Source organism: Micromonospora sp. NBRC 110038, from assembly GCF_020884815.1.
Lineage (GTDB): Bacteria > Actinomycetota > Actinomycetes > Mycobacteriales > Micromonosporaceae > Micromonospora > Micromonospora haikouensis.
The window spans coordinates 418,336-432,452 of record NZ_BBOL01000002.1 but is presented as its reverse complement, the minus strand read 5'-3'; the positions used below and the strand labels follow the sequence as shown (position 1 = coordinate 432,452).

Here is a 14,117-nt window from a genome sequence, read left to right as displayed (position 1 = left end):
TTCGCAGTTCGTGTGACACCGCCGTCGCCCGGCCACCCACCGGGCGGCGGCGGTAGCGGCCAGACACGGGCCAGGCATCGGCGCGGAGTTCACTCTCGGTGACAACAAGGGAGCAGGATGACGAGCCGAGCGGCAGCCGTGCGACGACGCGGGACTGACCTGGCCTGGCTGATCACCGGGCCGCTGGCGTTCCTGGCGGTCATCTGCTGCCTGCTGATCGCGCTGGTCACCGACGACAAGAAGGACGCCTACGGCGAGTGGGGCCTGGGCCTGCTGCTGCTCACCGCCCTGGTCGCCGCCCACCTGCCGGTGCTGAGCTTCATCGTCCGGCGGCAGACGCTCTCCGCCACGATCACCGAGATCCCGCTGGTCCTGGCGCTCTATTACCTTCCGCCGCTGACCCTGGTGCTGGTGGCCACCCTGGCCGCCCTGATCGCCCAGCTCCGGCGGCGGCTCGGCCCGGCCAAGTTCGCGTTCAACGTCGCCCGGTCCGCCGCGGCGACCTCCCTCGCCGGCCTGGTGCTGCTGGCGTTGCCCCCGATCCGGGGGGTGGGCCCCGGCACGTGGGGCATCCTCTTCGCGGCGGTCAGCACCGTCACCCTGGTCACTCTCGCCGCGGTCGTCGGCGTGATCACCCTGCTCCAGGGCTGGCAGGCCGGCCTGGAGGTGGTCCGGACGTCCACCGTGCCGCTGCTCGCAGCGGCGGTGAACGCGACCGTCGGCCTGATCATCCTGCTCGCGCTGAAGGCCACCTACTGGTCGCTGCTGCTGCTCGCCGCGCTCGCCCTCACGGTGGCGCTGGTCTACCGGGCGTACGCCCAGTTCCTCCGCCAGCACCGCACGCTGGCCGACATCTACGACCTGACCCGGGCGATGACCCGCAGCGGCCAGGACGGCACGCTGCCGGACGCGCTGCTCGGCCGGGTCCGCGCCCTCATGCAGGCCGAGTACGCGACGCTGTGGCTGCCCGCGCAGGGCCGGCACCCGGAGGTGCTGCTGACCGCGCGGATCGACGGGCGGGGCCTGCTCGACTTCTCGAAGATCCCGGCGTCGGTGCGGGAACAGGTCGTTCAGCAGCGGCAGACCGTCGCGCTCGGCGCCCGGCTCGGCGGGGACCGCGTGCAGTTGGCCATGCTCCGGGCGGCGTCGACGAAGGACGCGATCGTCGTTCCGCTGCGCTCCGGCGAGGCGGTCATCGGCACGCTGGAGGTGGTCAACCGGCTCAGCGACGTCGGCCACTTCACCCCGTCGGACGTGCCGGTGATCGAGACGGTCGCCGCGCACGCGGCCGTGGCCCTGGAGAACTCCCGGCTGGTCGACCGGCTGCGCCACGACGCCTACCACGACACGCTGACCAAGCTGCCCAACCGGCGGCGGATCAGCGCGGCGCTCGACGAGGCCGTGAGCATCCGGGCCCCGGGCGAGGTGGTGGCCGTCCTGCTGTTCGACGTGGACGGGCTGCGTCAGGTCAACGAGTCGCTCGGCCACGCGGCCGGCGACCAGGTGCTCGCCGAGGTCGCCGTCCGGCTGCGCGACTCCGCGCCCTCCTCCGCGCTGGTCGGCCGGGCCGGCGGCGACGAGTTCCTGGTGACGCTGCGGCTGGAGAACGCCGAGGCGGCGCTGGAGCTGGCCGCCCGGCTGCGCGAGGAGATCCGCGCCGAGATGGTCTTCGACGCGTTCACGCTGGACGTCGACACGGCCGTCGGCGTGGCCGTGCACCCCGACCATGGCAGCGACGCGGCGACCCTGCTGCAACGGGTCGACCTGGCCGCGACGGCGGCGAAGTCCATGCCGGGCAGCATCCAGTTGTTCAACCCGGCGCTGGAGTCGCGCTCGCTACGCCGCCTCGGCCTCGCGGGCGACCTGCGCAAGGCCCTCGACGACGGCGCGCTGGAGGTCTACTTCCAGCCGAAGGTGACACTGCGGGACCGCCGCCTGGTCGGGGTGGAGTGCCTGGCCCGCTGGGAGCACCCGGCGCACGGCGAGGTCGCCCCGGAGGACTTCGTGGCCGTGGCGGAGCACACCGGCCAGCTCGGCCGGCTCACCGAGGTGGTGCTGCGGGAGGGGCTGCGGCGCAGCCGGGACTGGGCGCACGCCGAGCAGCCGCTCGCCGTCGCGGTCAACCTCTCCGCGCGTACGCTCACCGACCGGCACTTCCCCGACCGCGTGCGCGAGCTGCTCGCCGAGTACGACGTGCCCCCGCAGCGGCTCACCTTCGAGATCCGTGAAGCCGGGGTGCTCGACGGCACCGACCGGCCGATCCCGACCCTGCGCCGACTGCGCGACCTCGGGGTGCGGCTGTCGGTGGACGACTTCGGCACCGGCTCGTCCTCGCTGGCCTACCTGCGCCGGCTGCCCGTGCACGAGGTGAAGGTCGACCGCTCCTTCGTGCAGGGCATGGCGACCGACCCGGGGGACCTGGCCATCGTCAACGCCGTGGTGACCCTCTCCCAGCAGTTCGGCCTCGCGGTGGTGGCCGAGGGCGTGGAGAGCGAGCTGACCCTGGAGCTGCTCCAGGACATCGGCTGCGAGATCGGCCAGGGCTTCCTGTTCAGCCGGCCGCTGCCGTACGAGCGGCTGGAGGCGTGGTTCGGGGCCCAGTTGGAGTCCGAGGCGCTCGTCACCCCGGACGTCCGGCGGCTGCGCATCGTCCCCTGATTCCGCCCCGAAGACGGCGCTGAGCTGGGGGAACGTTGCGACGCGCGAGGGTGGGGGGATCCGATTTCACCTCCGGCGCGGGGCCGTGTACTCTTACCTCTGCGCGGCCACCGAGTGATCGCGCAGGCCCCCTTAGCTCAGTCGGCAGAGCGTCTCCATGGTAAGGAGAAGGTCTACGGTTCGATTCCGTAAGGGGGCTCAAAGGGTCCGGCTGGACCCGCCACGGCGGTGTAGCTCAGATGGCAGAGCAAGCGGCTCATAATCGCTGTGTCGCCGGTTCAAGTCCGGCCACCGCTACTCTCGTCCTCCGGGCCAGCTTCCGGTGGTCGGTGGGATGGGCGCCATAGGCGCCCACTTTGCATGTCCGCGTCGCCAGCGCGTAGGCTGAGGCGCTGTAGTTGTTGTCCGTTAGCGAGGAAGGCACTCCGCCGTGGCGAAGGCTACCGATGTCCGGCCGAAGATCACTTTGGCGTGTGTGGAGTGCAAGGAGCGCAACTACATCACGCGCAAGAACCGCCGCAACGACCCGGACCGCATCGAGCTGAAGAAGTTCTGCCCCCGGGACGGCAAGCACACGGTCCACCGCGAGACCCGCTGACCCGTCGCCGGCACACGCCGGCCAGCACGACACCCGATCGCCGATCCGGAGCGAGCGCGCGGCCAACCGGCCGACCGTCCGCCCCCGGGTCGGCTTTCGTGCTTCCCGTGTAGGTTCTCGGGCATGTCCCTGGACCCGTCCTACGTCGGCCGGACCTATCCGCCGACCGCCCCCTACCAGGTGGGCCGTGAAAAGATCCGCGAGTTCGCCACGGCGATCGGCGCCGCCGACCCGGCGCACCACGACCCGGAGGCCGCCCGCGCGCTCGGGCACCCGGACGTGGTGGCCCCGCCGACCTTCCCCGTGGTGATCACGATGGCCGCCACCCGGCAGATCGTCGACGACCCGGCCCTCGGGGTCGACTACAGCCGGGTGGTCCACGGCGACCAGCGGTTCGCCTACACCCGGCCGGTGGTGGCCGGCGACGAGCTGGTCTGCGTGAACACCATCGAGGACATCACCAGCCGCGGCGGGCACGACTTCCTGACCACCCGCACCGACGTGAGCACGGCCGCCGGCGAGCCGGTGGTCGCCGTCTGGTCCAAGCTCGTCGTACGCGGGGAGGCCTGACATGGAGCTGTCCACCCAGACCTTCCGGGTCACCCGGGCCGACCTGGTCCGCTACGCGGGCGCCTCGGGCGACTTCAACCCGATCCACTGGAGCGACCGCGTCGCCACCGGGGTCGGCCTGCCCGGGGTGATCGCGCACGGCATGTTCACCATGGCCCTGGTGGGCCGGGCGGTGGCCGAGTGGGCCGGCGCGCCCGACGCGGTGGTCGACTACGGGGTCCGGTTCGCCCGCCCGGTGGTCGTCCCCGACGACGACGCCGGCACCGAGATCGAGGTGACCGCGAAGGTCCGCGAGGGCGCGGGGGAGGGCCTGACCAGGCTCGACATCACCGCGACGTGCCGGGGCGAGAAGGTGCTCTCGCAGGCCCGGGCGGTGATCCGGACGCCCCGCTGAGGGGGCCGCGCCACGCGCGGGGGCAGACCGGTTGGGAAAGTCGGGTCCGTACCCGTACACTGGTCCGCCGTGGGGCAAGTGACCCCGCCCGGTGCGTCATGGCCGGGTCGGGCGAGCGTTGCCGCACAGGGGTGTAGCTCAATTGGCAGAGCAGCGGTCTCCAAAACCGCAGGCTGCAGGTTCAAGTCCTGTCACCCCTGCGCCTCAGGCCTGACCGTTCCCGTGGGTCGCGCCGCCAACCGGCGGCGTCCGGCCCGTGGTGGTGGCATCGGCGGGGTGGGTTCCGAGGCATCGGGGCCCGTCCGTCGATCCGCCGGCCGCGGCCCGTCGCGGGACGGTTGGTCCGGCCGGCGTGACCAGCGCCGCGCACGCCGCACCGGTGTGCGACCCGATTCCCGCGACGGAGGGCGAAGTGGCCGAGAACAAGCGGCGCAGCGAGGACGCCGGCGACGACGACCGTCTGAACGACGAGGTCGCCGACGACGTGGCCGCCGACGACGCCTCCGACGCGGACGAGCCGGTATCCCGCGGTGGCACGGCCACCCGGGCGCGGGCCAAGGCCGAGTCGGCCGACGAGAGGAAGACCCGCAAGGACACCGAGCGGATCGGGCTGTTCGCCCGCATCGCGCGGTTCTTCCGCGAGGTCGTGGCCGAGCTGCGTAAGGTCATCTGGCCGACCCGCAAGGAGCTGCTGACCTACACCGCGGTGGTGGTCACCTTCGTCGCCGTGATGCTGACGATCGTGGCCGGCCTGGACTACGCCTTCGCGAAGGGCGTGCTGTGGGTCTTCGGAAACCCCAGCTGACCGGCTGATCAAGCCGATAGTTACGGAAGTGAGCGAGCGTGCCTGAGTACGACGAGACCGCCGAGACCACGGACGAGCAGTCCGCGGTGGCGACGGCGGCCAACGATGAGTCGGTCGAGGCCGCCAGCGAGCCGGACTTTCCGACCACCGAGCCCGCCCCGGACGAGGACTACGACCCGGTCGCGGAGCTGCGCCAGAAGCTGCGCTACGCGCCGGGCGACTGGTACGTGGTGCACTCGTACGCCGGCTACGAGAACAAGGTCAAGACCAACCTCGAGACCCGGATCACGTCCCTCGACATGGAGGACTACATCTACCAGGTCGAGGTGCCGACCCGGGAAGAGGTCGAGGTCAAGAACGGCAAGCGGTCCCAGATCCAGGCCAAGGTCTTCCCGGGCTACATCCTGGTCCGGATGGAGCTGACCGCCGAGTCCTACTCCTGCGTGCGGAACACCCCGGGGGTCACCGGCTTCGTGGGGGCGACCGACCGGGCCGACCGGCCCGCGCCGCTGAGCCTCGACGAGGTCCTCAAGTGGCTGGCCCCGGCGGTCGAGACCGAGCAGAAGAAGGCCAAGCCCGAGATCAAGGTCCTCGACTTCGAGGTGGGCGACTCGGTCACCGTCACCGACGGCGCGTTCGCCTCGCTGCCGGCGACGATCAGCGAGATCAACGCCGACCAGCAGAAGCTCAAGGTGCTGGTGTCGATCTTCGGCCGGGAGACGCCGGTCGAGCTGAACTTCAACCAGGTCACCAAGATCTGACGTTCCGTCTCGCCGGCGGTGGGCAGCGGCCCGCCGCCGGCGAGGCCGTTTCCGCCCCCGTGCCGGCCTCGGCGGACCTCGCCGCATCCGGGGGCGGAGCCTTGCGCTAACCTAGAACGTCGGCCGTCGCATCGCGCTGACCGTGCGCGCCCCCGGCCGGCACCTTTCCCAGTTCCAAGCCCCAGGAAGAGACATGCCTCCGAAGAAGAAGCTCGTCAAGACGTTCACGCTTCAGCTGAAGGCGGGCCAGGCCACGCCGGCCCCGCCGGTCGGCCCCGCGCTCGGCCAGCACGGCGTCAACATCATGGAGTTCTGCAAGACCTACAACGCGCAGACCGAGGCCCAGCGGGGCGACATCGTCCCCGCCGAGATCAGCGTCTACGAGGACCGCAGCTTCACCTTCGTCCTGAAGACCCCGCCCGCCGCCCAGCTGCTGATCAAGGCCGCCGGCGTGCAGAAGGGCTCGGGCAACCCGCACAAGGAGAAGGTCGGCTCCGTCACCCGCGCCCAGCTGCGGGAGATCGCCGAGAAGAAGATGGTCGACCTCAACGCCAACGACCTCGACCAGGCTGAGAAGATCATCGCCGGCACCGCCCGGTCGATGGGCCTGACCGTCGGCGACTGACCTCACCCCACCGCCTCACCCGATCAGTTCGTGGGAGGGCACGCGGAGCGCCGCGGCCCGCCATAGACCACAGGAGTAAGCAGAGATGCAGCGCAGCAAGACCTACCGCAAGGCCGCCGAGGTCATCGACCGGTCGAAGCTCTACACGCCGGCCGAGGCGGTCAAGATCGCCAAGGACACCACCAGCACCAAGTTCGACGCCACGGTCGAGGTCGCCATGCGCCTCGGCGTCGACCCCCGCAAGGCGGACCAGATGGTCCGCGGCGTGGTCAACCTGCCGCACGGCACCGGCAAGACCGCCCGCGTGATCGTCTTCGCCGCCGGCGCGAAGGCCGAGGAGGCCGTCGCCGCGGGTGCGGACGAGGTGGGCACCGACGAGCTCGTCGCCCGGATCCAGGGCGGCTGGCTCGACTTCGACGCGGCGATCGCCACGCCGGACCAGATGGCCAAGATCGGCCGGATCGCGCGGATCCTGGGCCCGCGCGGCCTGATGCCGAACCCGAAGACCGGCACCGTGACCATGGACGTCACCAAGGCCGTCTCGGACATCAAGGGCGGCAAGATCACCTTCCGGGTGGACAAGCACTCCAACCTCCACCTGATCATCGGCAAGGCCTCGTTCTCCGAGACCCAGCTGATCGACAACTACGCGGCGGTCCTCGACGAGGTGCTGCGGGCCAAGCCCTCGGCGGCCAAGGGCAAGTACCTCAAGAAGGTCACCCTCACCACCACGATGGGCCCGGGCGTGCCGGTCGACCCCAACCTGATCAAGAACCTCCAGGAGGGCGTCGAGGCCTGAGCACCACCGCCTCGCCGGGGCCCCGCCACGACTCGTGGCGGGGCCCCGTCCGTCTGTCCGGTGTGGCAGGCTCACGCCATGCGCTGGGAGGATGTCTGGCTCCGTTACCACCGGCGCGGTCCGTGGGTGCTGCGGCAGGTCGACCTGCGGCTGGGCGCCGGCGAGGCCGCCGTGGTGCTCGGCCGCAACGGCGTCGGCAAGTCCACGCTGCTCCAGCTCGCGGCCGGGGTGCTCCGGCCGTCCCGGGGCCGCGTCGTCGACCGGCCCCGGCACGTCGGCTGGGTCCCGGAGCGGTTTCCCGCCGACCAGCCGTTCACCGTGGGCCGCTACCTCGCCGGCATGGCCCGCGTCGCCGGCCTGGGCGGTGCCGAGGCCAGCGACGCCGTGCGGCGGTGGACCGAGCGGCTGGGCCTGGGCCCGTTCCACGGGGTGCGGCTGCCCGAGCTGTCCAAGGGCACCGCCCAGAAGGTCGGCCTGGCCCAGGCGATGCTCCGCCGGCCCGGCCTGCTCATCCTCGACGAGCCCTGGGAGGGCCTCGACGCCGCCGCCCGCGACCTGGTCCCCGCCCTGATCGACGAGGTGCTGGCGGCCGGCGGGTCGGTGCTGGTCAGCGACCACCGGGGCGAGACGGCCCGGCTGCCGGGCGCGGCCCGCTGGACGGTCGCCGACGGCACCGTCACCGCGCAGGCTCCGACCGACGCGTCGCCCGGGGCGCTCGTCGTGGTCGAGGTGGCGGTCCCGGCCGCGCGCGCCGCGGGTGCCGTGGCCCGGCTCCGCGCCGACGGTCACCACGTTCTTCGCGTACGCGCCGACCCCGCCCCGCCCGACGCCCCCGCCCCCGCCTCCGGGGCGGGCGGGCAGGCGCCCCGGTGACCGCGCTCGTGCGGCTGCGGCTGGCCGGCTTCCTGCGTACCGGACGGGCGGTCGCCCCGCTGCTGGCCGGCCTGCTCGCCCTCGGCGTCCTCTACGGCGGCGGCCGGGCCCAGCCGGCGGAGGCGTACGGCGTGTCGGCGGTGGTGCTCTTCCCGGTGCTGGCCTGGCAGACCAAGCTTTTGCTCGACGTCGAGCCGGACGTCCAGCGCCGGCTGGCCCTGGTGCTCGCCGGTGCCGCCCGGGAGTGGGCCGCCGGGCTGCTCGCGGCGCTGGTGGCCGGGCTCGGCACCGTCGCCGTCGCGCTGGCCTTCCCCTGGCTGGTGGGCGGGGTGACCGGCCAGGCGGAGCCGGGCGGCCCGTCGGTGGCCGCCGGGGTGGCCCTCGGCGTCTGGGCGCACCTGCTCGCCCTGCCCGCCGCGGTGGCGTTGGGGGCGCTGGCCAGCCGGGCGGTGACGGGCAGCGCCGGGTACGGCGTCGCGGTGCTGGCGCTCGGCGCGGTCGGCTCGTTGGTCCTCGGCCTGTCGGCCTCGGTGGCGCCCTGGCTCGCGCCTCCGGTGCTGCCGGTCGCCCGGGCCACGGCGGCCGGCCCGTCCCCCGCCTCGGTGGCCCTGCTCACCGCGTGGGCCGTCGCCTGGAGCGCGACGGCGCTCGCCGGGTACGCCTGGCGGCGGCGCGCCCGCGCCTGAGGGGTGCGGGCGGCGGGGGAGTGACGGGGCGCACCCGGGGGCGATTTGGTGCTCACGGGGCGTGTCGCGTAACCTTGCGGCGAAGTACCACCCAGAGACCGCTGGTCACCGTGCTCCGGCACGGTCGAAGGTCCCGATCCGACGGGCGACCCGCGCAGGGCGGCAAGCGAAACTCGGCTGTGTTCCCGTGGTCCGCCGACTGCGGCGCGACCGGCCGGCCCTCGCCCCGTGCGCCCTGCGCCGGGGCTTTTCTCGTTGTCGTGGCCCTCCGGTACCGGGAGGCCCGCCGGCCTGCTGGTGGATCAGCCTGGAGCAACGAGAGAGGAGGGACATGGCGGACAAGCCGATCCGGGCCGACAAGGCCACGGCAGTCGCTGAGATGACCGACAACTTCCGCAACGCGGGAGCTACGGTGCTGACCGAGTACCGTGGTCTGACGGTTTCCCAGCTCACGCAGCTGCGGCGCTCGCTCGGCAAGGAGACCACCTACACGGTCGCGAAGAACACGCTGGCGAAGCGTGCCGCGGCCGACGCGGGCATCTCCGGCCTCGACGAGCTGTTCACCGGTCCTACCGCGCTGACTTTCGTTTCGGGCGACGTCGTCGAGGCGGCGAAGGGGCTTCGCGACTTCGCGAAGGCCAACCCGAAGCTCGTCATCAAGGGCGGCGTCTTCGAGGGCAAGGCCATTTCCGCGGCCGAGGTCACGAAGCTCGCCGACCTGGAGTCCCGCGAGGTGCTGCTGGCCAAGCTGGCCGGCGCGATGAAGGGCAACCTGAGCAAGGCCGCGGCCCTGTTCCAGGCTCCGCTCTCCAAGGCCGCCCGCGCGGCGGCCGCCCTGGCGGACAAGAAGCGCGAGCAGGAGGGCGCCGAGGCGGCCTGAGGCCGCGTCCGGCGCACCCACGTTCTTAGACAACCGTTAGAAAGGACGCCAGCCATGGCGAAGCTCAGCACCGACGAGCTGCTCGACGCGTTCAAGGAGATGACGCTGATCGAGCTCTCCGAGTTCGTGAAGCAGTTCGAGGAGACCTTCGAGGTCACCGCGGCCGCCCCGGTCGCGGTCGCCGCCGCCGGTGGTGCCGGTGGCGCCGCCGCCGCGCCGGCCGAGGAGGAGAAGGACGAGTTCGACGTCATCCTCGAGGCCGACGGTGGCAAGAAGATCCAGGTCATCAAGGTCGTGCGCGAGCTGACCGGCCTGGGCCTCAAGGAGGCCAAGGACGCGGTCGAGGCCGCGCCGAAGGCCATCCTGGAGAAGGTCAACAAGGAGACCGCCGAGAAGGCCAAGGCCAAGCTCGAGGGCGAGGGCGCCAAGGTCACCCTCAAGTAATTGAGGTTGGACTCAGGCGTGCGCCCGGCTCGCCTCACGTGAGCCAGGGCACATCGCGTCGCGGCGGGCGGTGATCCGGACTCGGATCACCGCCCGCCGTGTTCGTGTCGTGACTCCCTGACAGCGTCGTGAGCAGGGCGGCGACGCTCCACGCCGGCCGGCGGGGCGGTTCGGGGCCGTCGCCCACGCGTGGGAAACACCTGTCGCGCACGAGACGGGCCCTTGACGCGGCCCCCGGCTGCCAGGCACGCTGACACCAGCAAGACCTTCCGCGCTTGCGACGGCCACCATCCGGGTAATGGCAGCGGCGGCACCATCGTCCGCTGCACCTGGGCGGTCCGTGGGTATGCCGCGTTCCGAGCGGCCCGGTCAGGCCCCGTTCCGGGGGCCCCGAGGCACGTTCCGCGGCGACCTGCGGGTTGGGCTGGACAGCGGTTAGCCTCTCGGCTACACTGCTAGTTTGCGCTGCCTTCCGACTTGACCCCTGCGCAGAAATGTCCGATTACGGATATTTCTGGTGGGGTCATTGGAGTGCACGCGTACCAGCCGTTCTGCAGCACCGGTCCTCGGAAGGACGCATCTTGGCAGCTTCCCGCCCTGCGAAGACCAGTCGTACGTCGAGCGCTTTCGCACCCCGCCGAGTTTCATTCGGCAGGATCACCGAACACCTCGAGGTCCCCAACCTCCTCGCCATCCAGAACGAGTCCTTCGACTGGCTCGTCGGCAACGAGGCTTGGCAGGGCCGGTCGGCGGACGACCCGCACGCACGCTCGGGTCTCGCGGAAATCCTCGACGAGATCAGTCCCATTGAGGACTTTTCCGGCACCATGTCGCTCTCCTTCTCGGCGCCGCGCTTCGACGAGGTCAAGGCCTCGATCGAGGAGTGCAAGGAGAAGGACCTGACCTACTGCGCCCCGCTGTTCGTGACGGCGGAGTTCACCAACAACACCACCGGCGAGATCAAGAGCCAGACGGTGTTCATGGGTGACTTCCCGATGATGACGCCCAAGGGCACCTTCATCATCAACGGCACCGAGCGCGTCGTGGTCAGCCAGCTCGTCCGGTCCCCGGGCGTCTACTTCGACAAGCAGCCGGACAAGACCTCCGACCGCGACCTCTCCAGCGTCAAGGTCATCCCGAGCCGGGGTGCCTGGCTCGAGTTCGACATCGACAAGCGCGACACCGTCGGCGTCCGCATCGACCGCAAGCGCCGGCAGGCCGTCACCGTCCTGCTCAAGGCCATCGGTTGGTCGGCCGAGCGGATCCGCGAGAAGTTCGGCTGGTCCGAGCTGCTGATGACGACGCTCGAGAAGGACCACATCGCCGGCCAGGACGAGGCGCTGCTAGACATCTACCGCAAGCTCCGCCCCGGCGAGCCGCCGACCCGCGAGAACGCCCAGACCCTGCTCGACAACCTCTTCTTCAACCCGAAGCGGTACGACGTCGCCAAGGTCGGTCGGTACAAGTTCAACAAGAAGCTCGAGCTGGACGTGCCGATCACCACCGGCACGCTCACCGAGGACGACATCGTCGCCACCGTGGAATACCTCTGCCGGCTGCACGCCGGTGAGGACGGCTACGAGGCCGACGACATCGACCACTTCGGCAACCGGCGCCTGCGCACCGTGGGCGAGCTCATCCAGAACCAGGTCCGCGTCGGCCTGTCCCGGATGGAGCGGGTCGTCCGCGAGCGGATGACCACCCAGGACGTCGAGGCGATCACGCCGCAGACCCTGATCAACATCCGCCCCGTCGTGGCGGCGATCAAGGAGTTCTTCGGCACCTCGCAGCTGTCCCAGTTCATGGACCAGACCAACCCGCTGGCGGGCCTGACCCACCGGCGTCGGCTGAGCGCGCTCGGCCCGGGTGGTCTGTCCCGAGAGCGGGCCGGCTTCGAGGTCCGCGACGTGCACCCGTCCCACTACGGCCGGATGTGCCCGATCGAGACGCCCGAAGGCCCGAACATCGGCCTGATCGGCGCGCTCTCCACCTTCGCCCGGGTCAACCCGTTCGGCTTCATCGAGACGCCGTACCGGAAGGTCGTCGACGGTCGGGTCACCGACCAGATCGACTACCTGACCGCGGACGAGGAGGACCGGTTCGTCAAGGCGCAGGCCAACGCGCCGCTGAAGGCCGACGGCACGTTCGCCGAGGACCGGGTCCTCTGCCGCCGTAAGGGCGGCGAGACCGAGGACGTGGTCCCGGGCGCCGTCGACTACATGGACGTCTCGCCGCGGCAGATGACCTCGGTCGCGACCGCGATGATCCCGTTCCTCGAGCACGACGACGCCAACCGGGCCCTGATGGGCGCGAACATGCAGCGTCAGGCGGTGCCGCTGGTCAAGGCGGAGTCGCCGCTGGTCGGCACCGGCATGGAATACCGTGCCGCCGTCGACGCCGGTGACGTGGTCGTGGCCGAGGTCGGCGGTGTCATCGAGGACCTCTGCGCCGACTACATCACCATCCACCAGGACGACGGCCACCGCCGGACGTACCTGCTGCACAAGTTCCGTCGCTCCAACGCCGGCTCCTGCGTCAACCAGAAGCCGGTCGTCTTCGAGGGCGACCGCGTCGAGGCCGGCCAGGTCATCGCCGACGGTCCCTGCACCGACGAGGGCGAGATGGCGCTCGGGCGCAACCTGCTGGTCGCGTTCATGTGCTGGGAGGGCCACAACTACGAGGACGCGATCATCCTGTCGCAGCGCCTCGTGCAGCAGGACGTGCTCACCTCGATCCACATCGAGGAGCACGAGGTCGACGCGCGGGACACCAAGCTCGGCCCGGAGGAGATCACCCGGGACATCCCGAACGTCAGCGAGGAGATGCTCGCCGACCTCGACGAGCGCGGCATCATCCGGATCGGCGCCGAGGTCGTCCCCGGCGACATCCTGGTCGGCAAGGTCACGCCCAAGGGCGAGACCGAGCTGACCCCGGAGGAGCGGCTGCTCCGCGCGATCTTCGGCGAGAAGGCGCGCGAGGTCCGGGACACCTCGCTGAAGGTGCCGCACGGCGAGACCGGCACGGTCATCGGCGTACGCACGTTCTCCCGCGAGGACGGCGACGAGCTGCCCCCGGGCGTCAACGAGCTGGTCCGGGTCTACGTCGCCCAGAAGCGGAAGATCCAGGACGGCGACAAGCTCGCCGGCCGGCACGGCAACAAGGGTGTCATCTCGAAGATCCTGCCGATCGAGGACATGCCGTTCCTGGAGGACGGCACCCCGGTCGACATCGTGCTCAACCCGCTGGGTGTGCCGTCCCGGATGAACATCGGCCAGGTGCTGGAGACGCACCTCGGCTGGGTGGCCAAGACGGGGTGGAGCGTCGACGGCGACGACGCCGAGTGGAAGCGCCAGCTGCGCTCCATCGAGGCGCACGAGTCCGAGCCGGACACCAACGTGGCCACGCCGGTCTTCGACGGTGCCCGCGAGGAGGAGATCTCCGGTCTGCTCGCGTCGACCCTGCCCAACCGGGACGGCAAGCAGCTGATCGGTTCCTCCGGCAAGGCGCAGCTGTTCGACGGTCGCTCCGGCGAGCCGCTGCCGGACCCGATCGCGGTCGGCTACATCTACATCCTGAAGCTCAACCACCTGGTCGACGACAAGATCCACGCCCGGTCGACCGGTCCGTACTCGATGATCACGCAGCAGCCGCTGGGTGGTAAGGCGCAGTTCGGTGGCCAGCGTTTCGGTGAGATGGAGTGCTGGGCGATGCAGGCGTACGGCGCCGCGTACGCCCTGCAGGAGCTGCTGACCATCAAGTCCGACGACGTCCTGGGCCGGGTCAAGGTCTACGAGGCGATCGTCAAGGGCGAGAACATCCCGGAGCCGGGCATTCCGGAGTCGTTCAAGGTGTTGCTCAAGGAACTGCAGTCGCTGTGCCTGAACGTCGAGGTGCTCTCCAGCGACGGCGTGGCCCTGGAGATGCGCGAGACCGACGACGAGGTGTTCCGGGCCGCGGAGGAGCTGGGCATCGACCTGTCCCGGCGCGAGCCGAGCTCGGTCGAAGAGGTGTAAGTGGTGTGGGT

Annotated in this window: 13 protein-coding genes and 3 tRNA genes; all 16 read left to right on the top strand. The window is 71.0% G+C overall.

From position 1 onward, the window contains the following. Positions 1–117: 117 nt before the first annotated feature. The 16 genes from LPU61_RS09625 to LPU61_RS09550 all read left to right on the top strand — a co-directional run bounded on the left by LPU61_RS09625 (position 118) and on the right by LPU61_RS09550 (position 14,106). Positions 118–2,658: a bifunctional diguanylate cyclase/phosphodiesterase gene (locus LPU61_RS09625; protein WP_229404715.1), complete on the top strand. Its 2,541-nt coding sequence runs from the start codon at positions 118–120 to the stop codon at positions 2,656–2,658. A 126-nt stretch (positions 2,659–2,784) separates the two neighbouring features. Continuing rightward, positions 2,785–2,857, top strand: a tRNA-Thr gene (locus LPU61_RS09620). A 25-nt stretch (positions 2,858–2,882) separates the two neighbouring features. Beyond that, a tRNA-Met gene (locus LPU61_RS09615) sits at positions 2,883–2,955 on the top strand. A gap of 133 nt (positions 2,956–3,088) precedes the next feature. After that, on the top strand, positions 3,089–3,256 hold the full coding sequence (gene rpmG, locus LPU61_RS09610) for a 50S ribosomal protein L33 (protein ID WP_013288652.1): 168 nt from the start codon (positions 3,089–3,091) through the stop codon (positions 3,254–3,256). 123 nt (positions 3,257–3,379) lie between these two features. Continuing rightward, positions 3,380–3,826 (top strand): MaoC family dehydratase N-terminal domain-containing protein, encoded by a 447-nt coding sequence (locus tag LPU61_RS09605; protein WP_043965472.1) that lies wholly within the window; start codon positions 3,380–3,382, stop codon positions 3,824–3,826. Position 3,827: 1 nt separating this feature from the next. Beyond that, complete coding sequence (locus LPU61_RS09600; protein WP_043965474.1) at positions 3,828–4,220, top strand: MaoC/PaaZ C-terminal domain-containing protein; 393 nt, start codon at positions 3,828–3,830, stop codon at positions 4,218–4,220. Between the two features lie 127 nt (positions 4,221–4,347). After that, a tRNA-Trp gene (locus LPU61_RS09595) sits at positions 4,348–4,420 on the top strand. Between the two features lie 212 nt (positions 4,421–4,632). After that, on the top strand, positions 4,633–5,025 hold the full coding sequence (gene secE, locus LPU61_RS09590) for a preprotein translocase subunit SecE (RefSeq protein ID WP_043966506.1): 393 nt from the start codon (positions 4,633–4,635) through the stop codon (positions 5,023–5,025). Positions 5,026–5,063: 38 nt separating this feature from the next. Then, entirely contained in the window at positions 5,064–5,786 is a 723-nt protein-coding gene (gene nusG, locus LPU61_RS09585; protein ID WP_043965476.1) for a transcription termination/antitermination protein NusG, read from the top strand. Positions 5,787–5,979: 193 nt separating this feature from the next. Beyond that, positions 5,980–6,411: a 50S ribosomal protein L11 gene (gene rplK, locus LPU61_RS09580; protein WP_043965477.1), complete on the top strand. Its 432-nt coding sequence runs from the start codon at positions 5,980–5,982 to the stop codon at positions 6,409–6,411. Positions 6,412–6,496: 85 nt separating this feature from the next. Then, positions 6,497–7,210: a 50S ribosomal protein L1 gene (rplA, locus tag LPU61_RS09575; protein WP_043965479.1), complete on the top strand. Its 714-nt coding sequence runs from the start codon at positions 6,497–6,499 to the stop codon at positions 7,208–7,210. A 78-nt stretch (positions 7,211–7,288) separates the two neighbouring features. Next, positions 7,289–8,083 (top strand): ABC transporter ATP-binding protein, encoded by a 795-nt coding sequence (locus LPU61_RS09570; RefSeq protein WP_043966508.1) that lies wholly within the window; start codon positions 7,289–7,291, stop codon positions 8,081–8,083. Continuing rightward, complete coding sequence (locus LPU61_RS09565; RefSeq protein WP_229404714.1) at positions 8,080–8,769, top strand: hypothetical protein; 690 nt, start codon at positions 8,080–8,082, stop codon at positions 8,767–8,769. The genes LPU61_RS09570 and LPU61_RS09565 overlap by 4 nt, the downstream gene beginning before the upstream one ends. 331 nt (positions 8,770–9,100) lie before the next feature. Next, positions 9,101–9,649 (top strand): 50S ribosomal protein L10, encoded by a 549-nt coding sequence (gene rplJ, locus LPU61_RS09560; protein ID WP_043965482.1) that lies wholly within the window; start codon positions 9,101–9,103, stop codon positions 9,647–9,649. 54 nt (positions 9,650–9,703) lie between these two features. Then, positions 9,704–10,093 carry a 50S ribosomal protein L7/L12 gene (rplL, locus tag LPU61_RS09555; protein WP_043965485.1) on the top strand — a complete coding sequence of 130 codons (390 nt, stop codon included), beginning with the start codon at positions 9,704–9,706 and terminating at the stop codon, positions 10,091–10,093. 581 nt (positions 10,094–10,674) lie between these two features. Next, positions 10,675–14,106 (top strand): DNA-directed RNA polymerase subunit beta, encoded by a 3,432-nt coding sequence (locus LPU61_RS09550; protein ID WP_043965487.1) that lies wholly within the window; start codon positions 10,675–10,677, stop codon positions 14,104–14,106. Positions 14,107–14,117 lie beyond the last annotated feature (11 nt).

Excerpts from the sequence above, each read along its gene's own strand:
- LPU61_RS09605 (WP_043965472.1), top strand. The coding sequence starts at position 3,380 with ATGTCCCTGGACCCGTCCTACGTCGGCCGGACCTATCCGCCGACCGCC.
- LPU61_RS09570 (WP_043966508.1), top strand. The coding sequence starts at position 7,289 with ATGCGCTGGGAGGATGTCTGGCTCCGTTACCACCGGCGCGGTCCGTGG.
- LPU61_RS09600 (WP_043965474.1), top strand. The coding sequence starts at position 3,828 with ATGGAGCTGTCCACCCAGACCTTCCGGGTCACCCGGGCCGACCTGGTC.
- LPU61_RS09625 (WP_229404715.1), top strand. The coding sequence starts at position 118 with ATGACGAGCCGAGCGGCAGCCGTGCGACGACGCGGGACTGACCTGGCC.
- rplJ (WP_043965482.1), top strand. The coding sequence starts at position 9,101 with ATGGCGGACAAGCCGATCCGGGCCGACAAGGCCACGGCAGTCGCTGAG.
- rplL (WP_043965485.1), top strand. The coding sequence starts at position 9,704 with ATGGCGAAGCTCAGCACCGACGAGCTGCTCGACGCGTTCAAGGAGATG.
- rplK (WP_043965477.1), top strand. The coding sequence starts at position 5,980 with ATGCCTCCGAAGAAGAAGCTCGTCAAGACGTTCACGCTTCAGCTGAAG.
- rplA (WP_043965479.1), top strand. The coding sequence starts at position 6,497 with ATGCAGCGCAGCAAGACCTACCGCAAGGCCGCCGAGGTCATCGACCGG.